The sequence below is a fragment of the Enterococcus sp. AZ015 genome (assembly GCF_050499225.1).
Lineage (GTDB): Bacteria > Bacillota > Bacilli > Lactobacillales > Enterococcaceae > Enterococcus_D > Enterococcus_D entomosocium.
On sequence record NZ_JBMHEX010000001.1, the window covers coordinates 3,027,715 to 3,044,027 of the forward strand.

Annotated in this window: 13 protein-coding genes; 4 read left to right on the forward strand and 9 right to left on the reverse strand. The window is 42.6% G+C overall.

What is annotated here, in order from left to right; translation table 11 throughout:
- Positions 1 to 67 precede the first annotated feature (67 nt).
- From IGK85_RS14105 to IGK85_RS14120, 4 genes are read right to left on the reverse strand one after another with little or no spacing between them, the layout of a single operon-like run.
- Entirely contained in the window at positions 68 to 1,720 is a 1,653-nt protein-coding gene (locus IGK85_RS14105) for an extracellular solute-binding protein (protein WP_008379477.1), read from the reverse strand.
- Positions 1,721 to 1,741: 21 nt separating this feature from the next.
- Positions 1,742 to 2,656, reverse strand: a complete 915-nt coding sequence (locus tag IGK85_RS14110; RefSeq protein WP_008379474.1) for a carbohydrate ABC transporter permease — start codon at positions 2,654 to 2,656, stop codon at positions 1,742 to 1,744.
- 15 nt (positions 2,657 to 2,671) lie between these two features.
- The gene (locus IGK85_RS14115) at positions 2,672 to 3,625 is read right to left on the reverse strand and encodes an ABC transporter permease (protein ID WP_008379472.1); all 954 of its coding nucleotides are present in this window, start codon (positions 3,623 to 3,625) and stop codon (positions 2,672 to 2,674) included.
- 55 nt (positions 3,626 to 3,680) lie between these two features.
- Entirely contained in the window at positions 3,681 to 5,039 is a 1,359-nt protein-coding gene (locus IGK85_RS14120) for an alpha-L-fucosidase (RefSeq protein WP_008379471.1), read from the reverse strand.
- A gap of 296 nt (positions 5,040 to 5,335) precedes the next feature.
- On the opposite strand from IGK85_RS14120, the gene IGK85_RS14125 reads away from it, so the two are divergent.
- Genes IGK85_RS14125 through IGK85_RS14140 form a run of 4 tightly spaced genes read left to right on the forward strand, consistent with a single transcriptional unit; the run spans position 5,336 to position 9,698 of the window.
- On the forward strand, positions 5,336 to 5,965 hold the full coding sequence (locus IGK85_RS14125; RefSeq protein ID WP_008379469.1) for a DUF624 domain-containing protein: 630 nt from the start codon (positions 5,336 to 5,338) through the stop codon (positions 5,963 to 5,965).
- A 15-nt stretch (positions 5,966 to 5,980) separates the two neighbouring features.
- Positions 5,981 to 7,852 (forward strand): beta-N-acetylhexosaminidase, encoded by a 1,872-nt coding sequence (locus IGK85_RS14130; RefSeq protein ID WP_008379467.1) that lies wholly within the window; start codon positions 5,981 to 5,983, stop codon positions 7,850 to 7,852.
- 18 nt (positions 7,853 to 7,870) lie between these two features.
- On the forward strand, positions 7,871 to 8,368 hold the full coding sequence (locus IGK85_RS14135) for a hypothetical protein (RefSeq protein WP_008379463.1): 498 nt from the start codon (positions 7,871 to 7,873) through the stop codon (positions 8,366 to 8,368).
- A 25-nt stretch (positions 8,369 to 8,393) separates the two neighbouring features.
- Positions 8,394 to 9,698, forward strand: a complete 1,305-nt coding sequence (locus tag IGK85_RS14140; protein WP_086372375.1) for an alpha-L-fucosidase — start codon at positions 8,394 to 8,396, stop codon at positions 9,696 to 9,698.
- 238 nt (positions 9,699 to 9,936) lie between these two features.
- On the opposite strand, the gene IGK85_RS14145 is transcribed toward IGK85_RS14140, so the two are convergent.
- The 5 genes from IGK85_RS14145 to IGK85_RS14165 form a co-directional block, all read right to left on the reverse strand.
- Entirely contained in the window at positions 9,937 to 10,437 is a 501-nt protein-coding gene (locus IGK85_RS14145) for a GNAT family N-acetyltransferase (RefSeq protein ID WP_005233764.1), read from the reverse strand.
- A gap of 150 nt (positions 10,438 to 10,587) precedes the next feature.
- Complete coding sequence (locus IGK85_RS14150) at positions 10,588 to 11,889, reverse strand: family 20 glycosylhydrolase (RefSeq protein ID WP_429966543.1); 1,302 nt, start codon at positions 11,887 to 11,889, stop codon at positions 10,588 to 10,590.
- 19 nt (positions 11,890 to 11,908) lie between these two features.
- Entirely contained in the window at positions 11,909 to 14,176 is a 2,268-nt protein-coding gene (locus tag IGK85_RS14155) for a helix-turn-helix domain-containing protein (RefSeq protein ID WP_008379459.1), read from the reverse strand.
- A 129-nt stretch (positions 14,177 to 14,305) separates the two neighbouring features.
- On the reverse strand, positions 14,306 to 15,232 hold the full coding sequence (locus tag IGK85_RS14160; RefSeq protein ID WP_035006796.1) for an ROK family protein: 927 nt from the start codon (positions 15,230 to 15,232) through the stop codon (positions 14,306 to 14,308).
- Positions 15,233 to 15,761: 529 nt separating this feature from the next.
- Positions 15,762 to 16,298, reverse strand: a complete 537-nt coding sequence (locus IGK85_RS14165; protein ID WP_008379457.1) for a flavodoxin domain-containing protein — start codon at positions 16,296 to 16,298, stop codon at positions 15,762 to 15,764.
- Positions 16,299 to 16,313 lie beyond the last annotated feature (15 nt).

Sequence of the window (16,313 nt, forward strand, 5' to 3'; positions counted from 1 at the left end):
TATCTATTTTTTGAAAAAAAACGGGTGGAGATTGATTGTCTCGACCCGTTTCTCTTATCGTATGATATTAGTTTGCTTTCCAGCGGTCATAGGCCGTTTGATAGACTTCGACATATTCGTCAATGCCCATTGCTTCGATCGTTTTCACATAATCGTCCCACTTGTCTAATGGCTCGACACCTGTGATAAACTTCGCTTCCATTTGTTCTACATAAGTTGTCAAATCAGTGGCAGTGGCTGCTACTTTGTCATTTTCTTCAATCGTTAAATACAGTAGCGGGAATGGTACTTCAGCGATGTCTTCCATCTTTTCTGCCGTTTCTTGTGCAACCCAATCACTAAAACGAGTATCTGGTTCTTCATCAGCCGTTTTGCGGATATGGTATTCACCTGTTGTATCAATGACAATGTTTGGTGTAGTCAATCCATATGCCGGCGTGATTTTGCCGCGTTCGTCTTCCGTGTTGTCTGTATCAATGCCATCCACATAAACCCGGACTTTTTCGCCATCCGCATTTTCTTGGTACTCCCAAAGAACACCTTCTGGCCCTTGTTCAATATATTTTGTGCCTTCTTCCGAATAGAAGTAATCCACCCAACGCATGGAAGCTTCTGGGGAAGGATTGACATTGGTCAATGCAAAAGTTCCCCGAGAGATTCGTGGACTGCCAGGAATCTTGGCTTCTGGTGCCCATTCAGAGGTCAACGGTTGGAACATCGGATCGTTCATCGCCTCTGCCTCACTGCGACCAGTAGTAAAGAAGCTGAAATAGTCGGCAAAAAGCCCTAGTTGATTGTTTTCACCCTTCGCTTTTTTCTGCTCATCTGACTGTCCATAAACTTCTTTATCCAGCAAGCCTTCATCGTAAAGTGTATTCATGTATTCCAAGAATGCTTTGTAGTTTTCTGATGTCGGTGTGTAGGAGACCACATCATCGTCCACTTGAATCCCGCGAGTCCGTAAGCCAAAGGCGGCCATCAACCAAACACGTGTCGAGTTCATATCGACATCCGTCAATGGAATCTCGTCTGCTTGACCATTTCCGTTAGGATCTTCGTCTTTGAAACGCGTCAACAATTCTTGCAGTTCCTCTGTGGTTTTCGGCAGTTCTGATACACCTAAATTATCTAGCCACGTGCCGTTGTACCACATCGGGCCTTGCCACCAGATTGAAGTCGCATTCCGAGAGATCATTGGTAAGGAGTAAATGTGCCCATCTGGCGTGGTGATCGATTTTAAAATAGAAGGATCTTCTTGCGTCAGTGCATAAAGATTTGGCATGATTTCTGGCGTGATATACTCCTCTAAGGGAAGTAAAATCCCTTGTGAACCGTAATCGATCTCCATCGAAGCAGTCAGTGCTTGCGAACCAGCACCGTAAACGATATCCGGCAAGTCGCCGGAAGCAAAGGCTAAGTTCAGTTTCGTACTAAAGTCAGCCGATGGCGGTGTCGTATAAGTCAGTTTGATACCGGTTTTTTCTTGGTAATCCTGTAGCGTCGGCATGTCTTCCCACTCGGCCATTCCCACACCTGGTGCCATGATATTCAAGGTCAGCTCTTCGCCTTCTTTGATGATTGGAAATTGGCTGTCATGATTGATAGCAACCTCTTTCTTTTCTCCAGTTCCCTCATCTGAAGAATTGCCGCAGGCACCCAAGACGAGGGTACTGCATAAAGCGACACCCGCCATTCCTAAAAGTTTCTTTTTTAATCCCATTTTCTTCCTCCTTTGATTTTTTTATCCTTTAATTGAACCGACCATCATGCCCTTGACAAAATACTTTTGTAAGAACGGATAGACGATGATTACCGGTAACGAAGAAACGATCATGACACCGTACTTGATGACTTGAGCGAGTTGCTGTTTGCTATATAGCATGTTCGCCATTTCTGAAGTCACATTGCTGACGGTATTTGAAGACATATCTTGAAGAATCAAAATTTCTCTTAAAATCATCTGCAGCGGGTACATCGATCGATCAGAAAGATAGATCAATGCGTTAAAGAAGCTGTTCCAATGTCCGACGCCATAGAACAAAGCCATTACCGCAATGATCGGCGTTGATAATGGTAAAACGATCTGCATGAATAGACGAAAATCGGAACAACCATCCACAATCGCTGCTTCTTCCATCTCTCGCGGAATTGTGGATTGAAAAAACGTTCGTGTGACAACCACATTGTAAACCGAGACGGCCCCTGGAATCACCAGTGCCCAAACGGTATTCAGCATACCTAAGCTGCGAATCAGCAAATAGCTGGGAATCAAGCCACCAGACAGGAACATGGTAACCAGCATAAAATTGGTGAAGGCCCGTCGCCCATAAAAATCTTCTCGCGATAACGCATAGGCACAAGGCAAGGTTACCAAGAGATTGATCGATGTTCCTAACACTGTATAGTAGATCGTGTTCAAATAGCCACGCCAGATACTGCTGTTGCCCAATAATGTTCGATAGCCTTCGAAGGTGATTCCTTTTGGTAAAAGCCACATTTCACCTGAGTTTACCAGATGCGGATTTGAGATCGAAGCGCTGACGATATAGATCAGCGGATATAAAACGATCAGCAATGAAATTGCTAAAAACACATAAACAAAGATCAAAAAGATTTTATCAGCACGGGTATCTTTTATTAAAGAAGTTGTTTTCACTTTTGGTCCTCCCTCCTACAATAGACTAGAATTGCTTAAACGTTTGGCAATATGATTGACTACGATCAACAAAACTGAATTGATCAATGAGTTAAATAGGCCGACTGCCGCAGCAAAACTGTACTGCGCATCTAACAGCCCTTGCTGGTAAACAAAGGTCGCAATCACATTCGAGGATTGCATGTTCAAAGGATTCTGCATCAAGATGATTTTTTCAAACCCAACTGACATCAAGCTGCCGAAGCTCATGATCAATAAGATCACCATCGTGGGCATGATCGTTGGAATATTGATATACCAAACGCGTTGCAGACGAGAAGCGCCATCGATCGTTGCCGCTTCGTGCAGTTGCGTATCGACTCCAGATAGAGCTGCCAGATAAATCACAGACCCCCATCCCGTTCCTTGCCAAACTCCGGACAGGACATAAATCGTTTTAAACCAACGAGGATTGGTCATAAAGCTGATCCGCTCGAAACCCAAAAATTCTAATAGGTGATTGATGATCCCTGTTGAGGGAGATAAGAAAGCAATGACCATACCAACCATGACCACCACAGCAATAAAGTTTGGGGCATAGGTGACTGTTTGGGTAATCTTTTTAAACGGGCCGTCTTTGATCTCATTCAAAGCCAATGCCAGGATGATCGGCAGCGGAAAACCGACAACCAATGAATAGATACTGATTCCTAAAGTATTTTTGATGAGTTCCCAAAAATAATAGGAATCGAAGAAACGTTGAAAATGTTTAAATCCAACCCAAGGACTTCCCAAAATCCCTAATGAAGGCATATAATCCTTGAATGCAATAATGATTCCATACATCGGTCCATAAGAGAAAATCAAAATAATCAAAAATGCTGGCAACACAAACAAGTACAATTGCCGATTTTTCTTGATCTTCATTTTTATATCTTGTTTCTTTGTTTTAGGTACTGAAACGGTTTGTCTGATTGGCGCTGTTTCCATTCTTCCTCCTCCTTGCTTGGTGTTAGCCTTATCATGAATTGTATTCGCTTTCAAATCAATGTGTATTTTTTTCCCTATGTGTCGAAACGCGAATCCCAACTGCCCCAACGTTCGGCTGACTGATATCCGACCATAAGAGGTACGGTTCGGTAGCGTTTTTATAGAATGGTAACGCTTTTTTAGTGGCTAGATCAATTAGCTCGTCTTCTTCAGTTGCGCCAATCTCTGTTAAAGGAATCTGTTCGCAAGCGCCTGCAGCGATACTGCGAAATGCAAAATGAGCCTTGCCCTCTTTTTGATAGGTCAAATGCCATTCATTTGGCCAAGCTATTGGGTTCGCCCGCGTTTCATAGATACCTTCACCATATAGCGCCAACCAATTGCCGATTTCTTCTAAGCGTTGGGTCTCTTCGAATGTAAATTCGCCATCAGGTGTTGGGCCGACACCTAAAATCAAATTTCCCCCTTTGCTGACTACCTCAATCAAGGTTTCCAGCAGTTCTTGGCTGCTCTTGAAGGTATCATTCGGCACATATCCCCAATCATTCCCAATCGGGATATTGCTTTCCCAAACTTTTTTAGGAATTTCTGCTAATGCAGGAATTTTGCGTTCTGGTGTCACATAGTTTTCATGACGGCCACCCATCATTCGATCAACGATGATCAATTCCGGCTGTTTCTCACGTGCAATCTCAGCTAAACGATCCATTTGTAGGTCTTCTTTTCCTTGCCCGCACCAACCGGCATCTAGCCAAAGAAAATCGACTTTTCCGTAATTGGAAGTAATCTCTACAATCTGACGATGCACAAATGACACATAGCGCGCCCAGATTTCTGGGTGAAGGTGGGTGTCATAGCTGGCATGACGGCCTTTGACGGTATCATCATCCAACCAGTAAAAAGGAGAATACCAGTCAGCTTTAGAATAGTAGGCTCCTGTTGCAATCCCTGCTTCTTGAAACGCCGTAAACACTTCTTGTAAAATGTCGCGTTTAAAGGGACTTAATTTCCCGCCGATTTTAAACTCTGACTCCATTGTGTTAAACATCGAAAACCCATCATGATGCTTTGTTGTGAATAAACAGTACTTAAATCCCGCCTTCTTACAGATCTTGGCCCATTTACGGGTATCCAGCTTCTTCGGCTCAAATTGATTAATCAACTGCCAATAATCCAAACGCAGTGCTTCGATAGTTTCTCGATAGGGCTGGTTTTCTCTAGCCCATTCATCTTTTTCAGATAATTGCCATGATTCAACGATCCCCGCTTCAGCATACAGCCCATAATGGAAGATTACTCCGAATTTCAAGTCTTGAAACCATTCCAGACGCTGCTTGAGCATTTCTGTTTCCGGGACCCACGCTGCTTGCTCTCTCTCCTTGGCTTCTTCAATATCGCCGCGAATTTTTGTCATACATTTGCACTCCTTTCTTTGCTCTAAATGTAAGCGAAAAAAAGTCCATCTAACAATATGTAACTTTTTTCACTGTGTTAAACCAAGCAAGAGCGTTTGCAAAATTTGTAATGAAGAAAGCTTCCTTCCATAAAAACGTGAGGAGAAATAAAGCGGGTCAAACATATTTGCTGTGTTTTTCCTGTATGGGATGTGTGATTTTTTCATCCATGCCCATTATCCATGGATCAATGGTACGATAAGGACAACAATTAAAGCGGATACAAAATGGTTATCCGTAAGAAAGTGAGGATTTTATGAAACAATCCAATGGTCTTTATCATGTTTCCTATCAAGTCGGTGAATGGCTCCTCCATTGCCTAAAATTGCAGTTTCTTTGGTTTTATTGGGTATTTCGATATGGGATATTTTTAGGCATTTTCCCTGCCACCGCTACGATTATCCAAGCTTTTTTCAACAGTTTCCAAAAAAAGGAACGCCCAGCGGCTTTGAAGCCTTGGTTCAGAACTGTCGTGAAAAAAAATTTCCGTCGCGCCAATCAATTAGGAGCCATGCAAGCGAGTTTGCTGCTTTTCTTATGGCTAGAATTGCGCATCTCTAGTACCTTTATCCAAAATAGCTTGATTCACTTTTTTTTGCTGCTGTTGTTTATCAGTGCCCTTTTGATCAGCTTGTATCTGCTGCCAGTGTATTTGCGTTATGACTTGACCCTTCTTCACTATTTTAAACAAGCGGTATTATTGATGGTTATCAGTATTCCCCAAACGATTGCGATGATTTTGGGAATCTTAGTAACTACAATCATTTTGACTTTTTTACCGATTTTATTAGTCATCGGCTTTGTTCCTTTTTTCCTTTTTCCAAATAGTTGGTTCTCTTTTCAAGCGATCCAACGTTCAGAATCATTGCTGATAAAAGAAACTTAAGAAGGGACGTTCGTAATGAAAGACATTTTTATCCAAAGTAATGAAAATCTTGATGATTTTTTTAGTAACATACTACCGGAACTAGCGTTGCGAGAATCACCGCAAGGGCATCCATTACAGCTGATTCAACGGCCCGGTTCTCTGAAAATTTGCCACGGTCCGCTAGCAACAATCATTTACTATCAAGAAAAGGCCCATTTATTTCGGGCATTAACTTTATGGGTGCATGAAGACCGCCCAGTCTATGTCTTAGAAGAACAGCCGCATTTTGAAGCAATTGGACCAATGATCGATCTGTCCCGCAATGCAGTAATGACCGTTGAAAAACTGCAACGCTTTATTCTATTGACAAGCAAGATGGGGCTTAATCGTCTCACGCTTTATATGGAAGACACTTATGAAATTCCAGAGTATCCTTATTTTGGTCATTTACGAGGCCGTTATACACAAGGTGAGTTAAAGAAGCTTGATAGCTACGCGCAAGCTATAGGTGTAACTTTGATTCCGGCGATTCAAACATTGGCACACTTAACGAATCCCTTAAAATGGGGATTTGCTAAAAACATTCGGGACACGGAAGATATTTTACTGGTGGGAGAAGAAGAAACATATACCTTTTTGGAAGCAGCGATCTGTTCGATCCGTTCGTGTTTTTCGACGGATCAGCTACACATTGGCATGGATGAAGCACACCAATTGGGGAAAGGAAGATATTTGGTATTGCACGGTTTAAAAGACCGTTTCTCGATTATGGCCGAACATCTGCAGCGGGTAGCTGCGCTTTGTCAAAAAGTGGGTTTTAAGCCGATGATGTGGAGCGATATGTTTTTTAGGATCGGTGCACCTACTGGTGATTATTACGATCCAGACGTGTGTTTTCCCACAGAATTGTTTGCTGACCTTCCTGCTGTCAAAATGGTTTACTGGGATTATTACCACCATGATCATGCCTCTTATCAGCGAATGTTTGCGAAACATCGGGAATTAAAACAGCCGATCGCCTTTGCTGGAGGTATCTGGACTTGGAACGGTTTGGCGCCGAACTATGGCAAGAGTTTCGCCACCATGCGTCATGCCTTGCAAGCCGCCAAAGAAAACGATGTTCAGGAAGTTTATGCCACACTTTGGGGCGACGACGGAGCCGAAACACCGCTGATTGCTGCGCTATTAGGTTTGCAATATTTCAGTGAAGCGCAGTTTGGAAACGACCTTTCGTTAGAGAAATTAAATGAAAAATTCCAGCTCTTTCACGAGTCAGTTAGTAGCGATTTCTTGCTGCTTGATCGTTTTGATCAAACTGCAGGTGTACCAGAAAACAATCCTCACGGAGAAAACCCCAGCAAGCTACTGCTCTACCAAGACTTGCTGTATGGTTTGTATCAGGAAAACTTAACCGATCTTTCTTTAGCATCCCACTATCAAACATTGGCTCAAGAGTTGGCAGCTGTGAAATCAACACGGGACACACAAACGATGTTTGCCTTTTATCAGCAGCTGGCTGATGTTTTGGCACAAAAAGCTTGTATTACCGACCAAATCACCAGTGCCTATAAAAGCAAGGACTTCACGAAATTGCGCCAAGCAGTCGATGAGCTCAGTGTCTATAAATCCGCCTTGCAATCCCTTTATGAAGCCCATCGTAAAGTCTGGTTTGACTGGAATCGACCTTTCGGTTTTGAGAGTATCGATCTGCGCTACGGCGCCTTGCTGATGCGCTGCGACACGACACTCTGGCGGCTTACTGCCTTCTTGGACGGGGAGCTCGATACTTTGGAAGAATTGACTCAACCGTCCTTACCAATGGTGACCCCTTTCAGCGGCAACACTTCTGTGGGTCGCAATTTATTTCATGGAATCTATAGTGCGGGGAAAATTTCTGATGTTTAAAAGAAGGAGTGAGAAATTATGAAAACATCCTTGCTGCGCCGAACCATCATCGTGAGTTTGCTGGCTGTTGTTAGCCTATTCTTTCTCTATTTTCTAACAACCGATTCTTCTGCTCCAGTTCATGCCCAACCTTCAGAAAAACTGGAGATGACAGGTAATATTACAAATCAAGCAGCGGCGGAGGCTTGTTTGGCAGTGCTGAAAGAAAATTTACAAGCAGCCTCTGACCAAGATGCGACAGCTTATGCCGCCACGCTCGTGGCAGCGGCGCGAGCAGAGACGAGCCAAGAATTGGCTGCTTTTTTTGCAGAAGAACAGCTGCAGCACACGCTGCTTTCTTTTGAAGTCGTTAAACAAGAGACAGGATCCATGCTGGTCGCGGCGCAGCAGAAAACGATCAGCCCAAAAGATTCTTCCTACCGTGATCACATCACAGAGGCTTACCATACTTTCGTTAAGGAAGCAGATGGCTGGAAAATTCAAGAAACAGTCATGACGAATACAGAATTTCTTTAAGTGAGTGAAAAAGGAGTGATTTTTAATGAGAACGTATAAGAATTGGCCTGCCAACTACCCTGATCCAAACTGGTTCCTCCATGATCGGTTTGGCTTATTCATCCATTTCGGCCTATTCAGTATTGGCGCTCGACACGAATGGTTTATGACGACAGAAAAAATTGAACCCACCACCTATCGCGAGAACTATTTTTCTCAGTTTGATCCTGATCTTTTCAACGCGGAGGAATGGGCTCAAACCGCAAAGAAGGCCGGTTTTCAATACATGGTCTTCACGACGAAACATCATGAAGGCTTTGCCCTTTGGGACACCGCGCTCAGCGACTACAAAGTAACCAACACCCCATTCAAGCGAGACCTCTTAGCAGAACTGCTGCCGGCATTTCGCAAGGTAGGCATTAAGGTCGGACTGTATCATTCGCTGATCGATTGGTATCATCCAGATTTCACGCTCGACGGCCTGCATCCGCAACGAGAGACTATTCAAGCCCGTCAAGCCAATGACCAGCGGGACATGCGCCGTTATCAAGATTTTTTGGCTGGTCAAGTCACCGAACTATTGACCAATTATGGAACCATCGATTATATGTGGTTTGATTTTCCTTATAGCCATCGAGATTGGGGCTGGTCAAAAGGCAAGGGTGCAGCCGATTGGGATAGTAAGCGAATCGAAGAAATTTGCCGAAGTCTACAGCCGGAGATGTTACTGAATGATCGTTTGGATTTGGGCCGCGGGATTACCACCCCTGAGCAATTCCAACCAGACAAACCATTAGAAGCGAATGGATTGCCTTTAATATGGGAAGCGTGCCAAACGATGTACGAAACGTGGGGCTATGATCGTGATGCTCAGCACTGGAAATCCAGTGAAATGATGACCAAAATGCTGATTGACACAGTAGCAAAAGATGGGAACTTTCTCTTAAATATCGGCCCGAATGCTCGTGGAGAAATCAACTTACCAACTCGCGGCCATTTAGAAGCCATCGGTTCATGGATGCATTATCATCAGCAAGCGATTATCGGCTGTGGTGCCAGCACTTTTCAACCGCCTATTGACAGTCGTTACACCCAAAACGGGAATAAACTTTACTTGCACCTCTTCTCCTACCCCTACAAATCCTTGCATCTTCCGGGACTTGCAGGATGCGTGAAGCATATCCGTTTCTTACATGATGGCTCCGAGTTGTTTTATCGAGGATTTGATCCCGAGGAAGTTCTCACGTCAACGGAAGCCATCATCAACAAAGAGGACCTTGTTCTCAGCTTACCCGTCTGCTCCCCAGATGTGTTGGTACCAGTGGTCGAAATCACTTTAAAAGAAATATAAGCGCCTATTGCACTGTACTAAATGAATATTTTATTGATACAAAAACATTGTCCTTACTTTCTTTACAAAAAAATGACTAGAAACTGATCGTTTCTAGTCATTTTTTATGGCTATTTTTTCAAAAACTCCCCAAATTCGCTTATACGAAAGTAGCGAGCTAGCTTGTTGAACAGGTGATGAGAACATGCAAACAAGCTGCGGGATTAATCCTTTTTTAAAGGTACTTACCACGGGAAGGTCAAAGTTCCTTAGACAAATAAAGAACAAGATCGTCATTGTTACAACAAGGCACATTCATCGCACAATTCTGATTATTGAACCAAACACCAGATCCATCTGGAATATAGCCTTGTTTTACATACAGTCTCTGGGCCGATCCATAACCATTGTGTAAACCTACCCCTAATGTCACCACGGCAGCTATTTCTCGTGCCTTTTCTTCGGCTGCTTTTAAAAGCTGACTGCCTACCCCTTGTTTTTGATAAGATTCAAAAACATTAAAATCCACAATTTCTGGGTACAAGCCTTTAAATGGTCCGTGCTTTGCTAGAGGGACCAATGTCAAATACCCGGCAGTTTTGTTGTTTATTTTGGCAAGCAAAATGTATCTCTCCCCCGCTTCTTGCTCGTTTAAATACTCCATCAAGAGCTGCTGGCGAGAAGGCCACCCTTGCTTTAAAAACATTTGATCCATTTCAAGGATATCTTTTTTCTTCAACGGTTGAATGTCTATGATCACTTATTGCTCCATTTCTCCCCTCACTCGGAGTTACGTTCATTTTATCAAAATACTATTGGCTTTTGTTTCACTTGTCGCTAAACTTATTCATCATAAAGAAAACAACAGGGATTGTCAGCGATGTGCCCTTTCACCCAATTCCTCTAACAATCAGCTGAGTGTCGCTTCCCACCCATCATAAAGCTTTCGAAATGTCTCTTTTGGTCGATTTGGCTCATTATAAACTTTTTGGCTAATGGCCGCTTGGAGCCAAAAAATCGCTTGGATCACTTCACGACTAGTCTGAGCCTCAGGTACATCCGCCCAGACGGATAAAGCGATCGCCTGTGTTTGGGCAAGCTGTTCCTGTGCAACTTGTTGTCCATTGGCAAACGTCGTCAACTGGAATTCATTGCTGATTTTTTCGTAAGTTGGGTAGGTATACCCTGCCGCTTCTCCTAAGACATAATAGAAAAAATTATCATTGTGATTGATCATGGTATAGCCCTTTTCAAAAAAGACATCCGCCGGCGCCATATTCTGGTTCCAACGGGTCCAATAGGAGATTTGACAATTCTCCGTCAACGTTGTCTGCTCTTGGCGATTCAAGCGGTAAAAACCATCATTCCAGACCCGCACAACAAAGCCGAGACTTTCAACAAAGGCCGCCAGCTCATTGACATAATCAATAAAGACTTCGATTCCGCTGGCTTTTTCCCCATAGCGCTCGCGGGCAGCTTCGATCATTTGTGGAAAGTTTTCTAACTGGTCAAAATCAATAAACTCATCGGCCCCGATGTGAAAATAGGTGCTGTCTTCAAACAGTTGCGCATATTCTCGATAAACTTCCTGAATAAAGGCTATCGCTTCTGAATCCAAAATGTTCAGTGCTCGATCATCACGAGTGCCATCTGCTGTCGGCAATTGCCATTGAGGTTTTTGTGCTAGGACTTGACGCAAATGACCAGGAGAATCAAAATCAGGGATAATGGCAATTTCATGGTTTTGAGCATACGCAATCAATTCACGAATTTCTTGCTTGGTCAAACATTCTTCCGAAACAATTTCTGGAAATTGCTGGGATTCAATCCGAAAGCCTTCGTTTTCCGAAAAATGAAGTTGCAGATGCGTGAATTGGAAGCAAGCCATGCTGCGGACGATTGCTTTCAAATCAGCAAGCGAATAAAATTTGCGCCCGATATCGATCATCAGACAGCGTTCTTTAAGCGCTGCTATATAGCTTTTCTGTGCTAATTGACCCGTCGCCTGATCTCGGCCATATTTGGTTAACGCGTAAAAGGCATGTTCTGGCGAGGACACACTGATTGTTTGGTTTTCAAATCGAAAATCAGCATCCAGCTGCGGATCGATCACTATTTTCGGTAACGGATCTTTCGCCGACTGCCAACCTATTTCCTCAAAAAAGACGGCTGCTCGTTGCTGAACTTTTGTCAAATCAACTTGTTTGTTCATCTCATTTTCCCCCATACTTTCAATAATTTCTCATTTTTTGGTTCATTTCACGGTATTGCCCTGGTGTCACACCCACTATTTTTCGGAACTTTCTCGTATAATTGGAAACATCATAATACCCATTGTTGCGAATAATTTCTTTGATTGGCAAATCTGTTTCAATCAGTTCCTCTTTGATTTTTTTCAGTCTTAGTTCTTGAATATATTTGGAGAAGGTTTTGCCGCTTTCTTTTTTTACAAAACGGCTGACATAAGAGACAGAAACACCAACCTCCTCTGCCACCGATTCCAAGGAGAGCTGTGAGGAATGGTAATTTTCTTGGATAAAACTGAAGATTTTCTCATTCATTTCCGACTCGTCATCCAGCGGCTGTTTCTGCACCTTCGTGCAAATCTGCTGGGCAATCGTTAACAAGGCAGACTGCAATTGATTCAAGCTGTTGAAATCAGCACTTTCAGAAGCGGTATGCAGTACTTCTGCCCCCACCAATTCACCGCCGACTTGCGCGATCGTATTCAACAAGTAGTAGCCATACATTTTTTGGACACGAGGCGAAGTCTGTTTACTCTCGCCTTCTTCGATCAACCGCTGGATCGTTTCACTGGCAATCTCAATATTTCCTTGATTCAAGGCTTGGATCAATTTTAATTTTTGATTATCTGGGTAATTGATTGGCAAATGATTGGTCTCTTTGGAAAGCTCCGCATAGTAGCTGATTTGCTTGCCTTGACTCCCTTGATTTTCCAGTGCTGCCAACCCTTCGATATAGGATTCATTGATGGCGGTTAGTTGATCGACCGTCATACCGACACCCATTGTGGGTGTTAGGGAGATCGCATGGGTAATTTTTTCCGCAATGGCATCCACAATTTCTTGTTGTTCTTTGCCATCAACAAACCCTACGGTCAAGGCTAACATTTCTTTGGATAAAATTTCCGTCGCATATGCCGTATAATCCGCCTCTTTGATTTCCTCGATATAATCGATCAGAAATTTTTTATCTCCTTGCTTGGCTTTGGAATCCACAGTTTTCGTATCGATGGCGATCACAAAGTAATTTGACTTAGGAAAGCAGACATGAACCGCTTCTAAAAGCAAAGCCAGTTCTTGCTCGGACCGAAAACGTCCGCTCATTAATTTGCGCAGCACTTGCTCTCTGGCATGAGGTGTTTGCAGGCGGACTTCCTGATGTAGTTCTTGGTGCTCAACCAAAAATGCCGCCAAGGTATTATGGACATCATCCATCGAATGAAGGGTCATTTTGGGGTCCCGATGAAACTCCTGAACCAGATTTTCGATTTTGCGAATTGGGCGATAACTACGTAACCCAAGCATCACGACTGCAGTGATACCCGTAAATAATATGGCGATAAATACTAGGACGAACTGCTCTTGTACACGGTTGACCGATGCCAGCGCTTGATTCGGATTAGCAACGGCTACCACTGAAATATTCAATTCATTATTGGCAATCGCTTGAACAAAATACGTTGATTGTTCAAACCGCATTCGTCCTGTTTGAATGCCTTTTTTCATGCGTTCGGGATGATTTAAAAAGCGCGCTAACTCATCATTGGTGGTACTGGCTAATAACTGGTACTCATCATTGATAATATAGGTGTTACTGATCCCATCGTTATTGCTGAGATCAAGAATTCTCTTCAAATTGTTCTCTTTGATTTCATAGATCGCTGAGCCATAGACAGTCATCTCTTCACTTTGAATGGGAACGATATAAAAGAAACGGGAATATCGCTGCTCCTCACCGGCGCCTTCTAATGTCAACAATGTAGGCGCTGAGGAATCCAATTGTGCGGCTAACTGTTCCTGGCCCATTTCATTTTTCGGCAGTACTTTTTTCAAAAATGTGTCAAAAGAGAATGATCCTACGGTTGAATACAAGGTTGCTGGGGACTCTTTATAATATAAATAGACTTCTTCGACTAAGTCGTTGGTGATTTTGTACGTTTGCATGGCCTCTCTTGCTTCTTTGGTCAAGTAAGGATGCTGCAAATATTTCAATGAGACAACATGATCATTGGTCATTTTTTGCGTCAGATAATTCAATTGAATAAACGTATTTTCTAAAGAATATTTCAACTGAATCAATTGATTTCTAGCGGTCAGCATCACTTGTTCATTGATACTTTTGACAGATGTATCATACCAAATCCATGACACGGCTAAAAAAGGCACTAAAAACACGATTAAATAAGAGCTGATGGCACGAATGATTCCCCTAAATAGTTTTTGACGATTCAGTTCCGTGTACTTTCCCATTTGCATCACCTATTCTCTGTTATTTCGAAAGCTCAAAAACGCTTTCATTTATCGGTACTTATTTAGGAGAAAAGAATGTATGATACTCTAATAAAATACGCTTTATTTTAATAAAAAACAATGCTTTTTTACAAGTCAGCTATCAGGCTTGTATTTTCTTAACCAGTTATAACAAGCGCCCAATAAATTAGATTCATTGCCGAAACGACAGGCACAAATGTTTGGCACGATAACAGTACTAGGAATCTGCTCAGCAATCATAGCTAATCGTGCGTTTACATGTGGGACCAAGAAACGGCTCGCACTGATTCCACCGCCAATCAAGATGATTTCCGGATCAATCATATATTGCAGGCTATAGCAAGCCGCCGCCAGTTTATCGACAAAATCAGCTACTACTGGCAGACATCGCGGATCTTGTTCTTGAACCAGTGTATCAATACGCTGGCCATTGATTGTTGGGTCTCCGATACGTTTTGCTGTTTTCTCTACTAATGTTCTGGTTGACCCTGCGATGCTCCAAAGTTCCCAATCCTTCCTTTCGGTCGGAAAAAGCAGATAACCAAACTCTCCTGCTAGTAAGTGTTTGCCGCGAATCAATTGATGATCGATCATCAAGCCACCGCCAACGGATGTACCTAGGACAATTGTCGCAAAGGACGCACAATTTTGAGCGTGACCCAACCATTTTTCTGCCAATAGCGCACAGTTGCCATCATTTTCGGCAGCAACTGGACATTGGTATGTACTGCGCAAATGTTTAACCAGTCTTTTACCAAATCCTTCATATAAAGGTGATGTCATCCCGATTTCTTGGCTTTGTGGATCAACCAGTCCCGTTGAGCTAATAGCGATGCCATCAAATGCTGCTGCATAGAATGCATCGATCTGTCGACATATACGTTGCGTGACTGTGGAATATTCCTTGTTCATAGGAAATTGAGTCAATTGTCTGCGTTCCCCTTGACTATTCACTAACCCACATTTAATAGCAGTACCGCCAATATCAATTGCTAAAATCCACATTTTCTTGACCTCGCAAGGTTTTCTTTTGTCTTGCATTCAGTATACGCAACCAATGTTTTCAGCGACCATATGTATTTCTTGCAACAATATGTCAAATCCGTCCAAGCCATAAAAAAGCCCGCAACGAAAGATATCTTGCATTTAGAAAGAATATACATTGTACATACAGAGATAGCTTCTCTGCCTTTTTTTTAGCACTTGAAAGACCTGGTTTAACGTTCAGCTTCACAAAAATGTTCATCATGCAAAGCTAAAAAATAGAACTATTAGATACAATGTCTGAGAATTTTATAAACAAAGGAATCAGCTACTCCCGTTTTTTCTATTAAGATAAGCTATAAACTAAAAAACCGTCACGCATAAGACATCCTCTCATGCGTGATCGGCATTCTACTTACTCATTGAATTTTAGGAATAGATCAAACAATTTTAAGAACTTAGTTGCAGACTCTTGGTGTCACAACAAAAAATCTATTCGCAGTAAACTAATTTTGTTCTGTTCTTACACTCTGGTCACTTATTGCTCATTTGATTCATAAAACCTCAATAAAGCGCTTGTGCTCGTTCAATACAATTCCTGCTCCAAATAATCCACCAACGGAACCAAGTATTTTTTATCCGTCCAATCGCAATCTTGTCCATTGGCTTCCATGAGTACCTTCGTCTGTGGGTCATAGGTGTGTGGCTCTTTTTTAGCGGCCGCTTTTCTTAACATTTTCACTAAGGTTCGATCGAAAAAGTTCATTTTGCTTTCCTGCCATTGTCCTCTTCCGTAAAAAAAGGGGATGTCCTTTAGCGGACCCGTGAGATTCTGTTCTCTGAGTTTTTTCACTACCACTTTTTCAGGAACAGAAGCTCCCGCACAAAAGATGAGTATCTCTTTGCCTTTTAGCTGATTGCTATTCTTTTTTAAAAAGGACAGTCCAGCAATACCCGAAGCATAGATTCCCCCACAGAAGATAATTGTGTCATAATCCATTACTTCAGCTATTTTGGCTTTTGGGGTTTCTAGGCAGGGAAAACCTGTTGCTTCTTGAAGCCAGTGGACATACTTTTTGACAGCGCCGTATTTCGATTGATAAACAATAATGCCATTTTTCATGAGGAATTCCTCCCT

Bases quoted from the DNA above. Each gene is read 5' to 3' on its own strand.
- IGK85_RS14150 (WP_429966543.1), bottom strand. From the start codon at position 11,889: ATGAACAAACAAGTTGATTTGACAAAAGTTCAGCAACGAGCAGCCGTC.
- IGK85_RS14120 (WP_008379471.1), bottom strand. From the start codon at position 5,039: ATGACAAAAATTCGCGGCGATATTGAAGAAGCCAAGGAGAGAGAGCAA.
- IGK85_RS14160 (WP_035006796.1), bottom strand. From the start codon at position 15,232: ATGCAAGACAAAAGAAAACCTTGCGAGGTCAAGAAAATGTGGATTTTA.
- IGK85_RS14115 (WP_008379472.1), bottom strand. From the start codon at position 3,625: ATGGAAACAGCGCCAATCAGACAAACCGTTTCAGTACCTAAAACAAAG.
- IGK85_RS14130 (WP_008379467.1), top strand. From the start codon at position 5,981: ATGAAAGACATTTTTATCCAAAGTAATGAAAATCTTGATGATTTTTTT.
- IGK85_RS14135 (WP_008379463.1), top strand. From the start codon at position 7,871: ATGAAAACATCCTTGCTGCGCCGAACCATCATCGTGAGTTTGCTGGCT.
- IGK85_RS14105 (WP_008379477.1), bottom strand. From the start codon at position 1,720: ATGGGATTAAAAAAGAAACTTTTAGGAATGGCGGGTGTCGCTTTATGC.
- IGK85_RS14155 (WP_008379459.1), bottom strand. From the start codon at position 14,176: ATGCAAATGGGAAAGTACACGGAACTGAATCGTCAAAAACTATTTAGG.
- IGK85_RS14140 (WP_086372375.1), top strand. From the start codon at position 8,394: ATGAGAACGTATAAGAATTGGCCTGCCAACTACCCTGATCCAAACTGG.
- IGK85_RS14165 (WP_008379457.1), bottom strand. From the start codon at position 16,298: ATGAAAAATGGCATTATTGTTTATCAATCGAAATACGGCGCTGTCAAA.
- IGK85_RS14125 (WP_008379469.1), top strand. From the start codon at position 5,336: ATGAAACAATCCAATGGTCTTTATCATGTTTCCTATCAAGTCGGTGAA.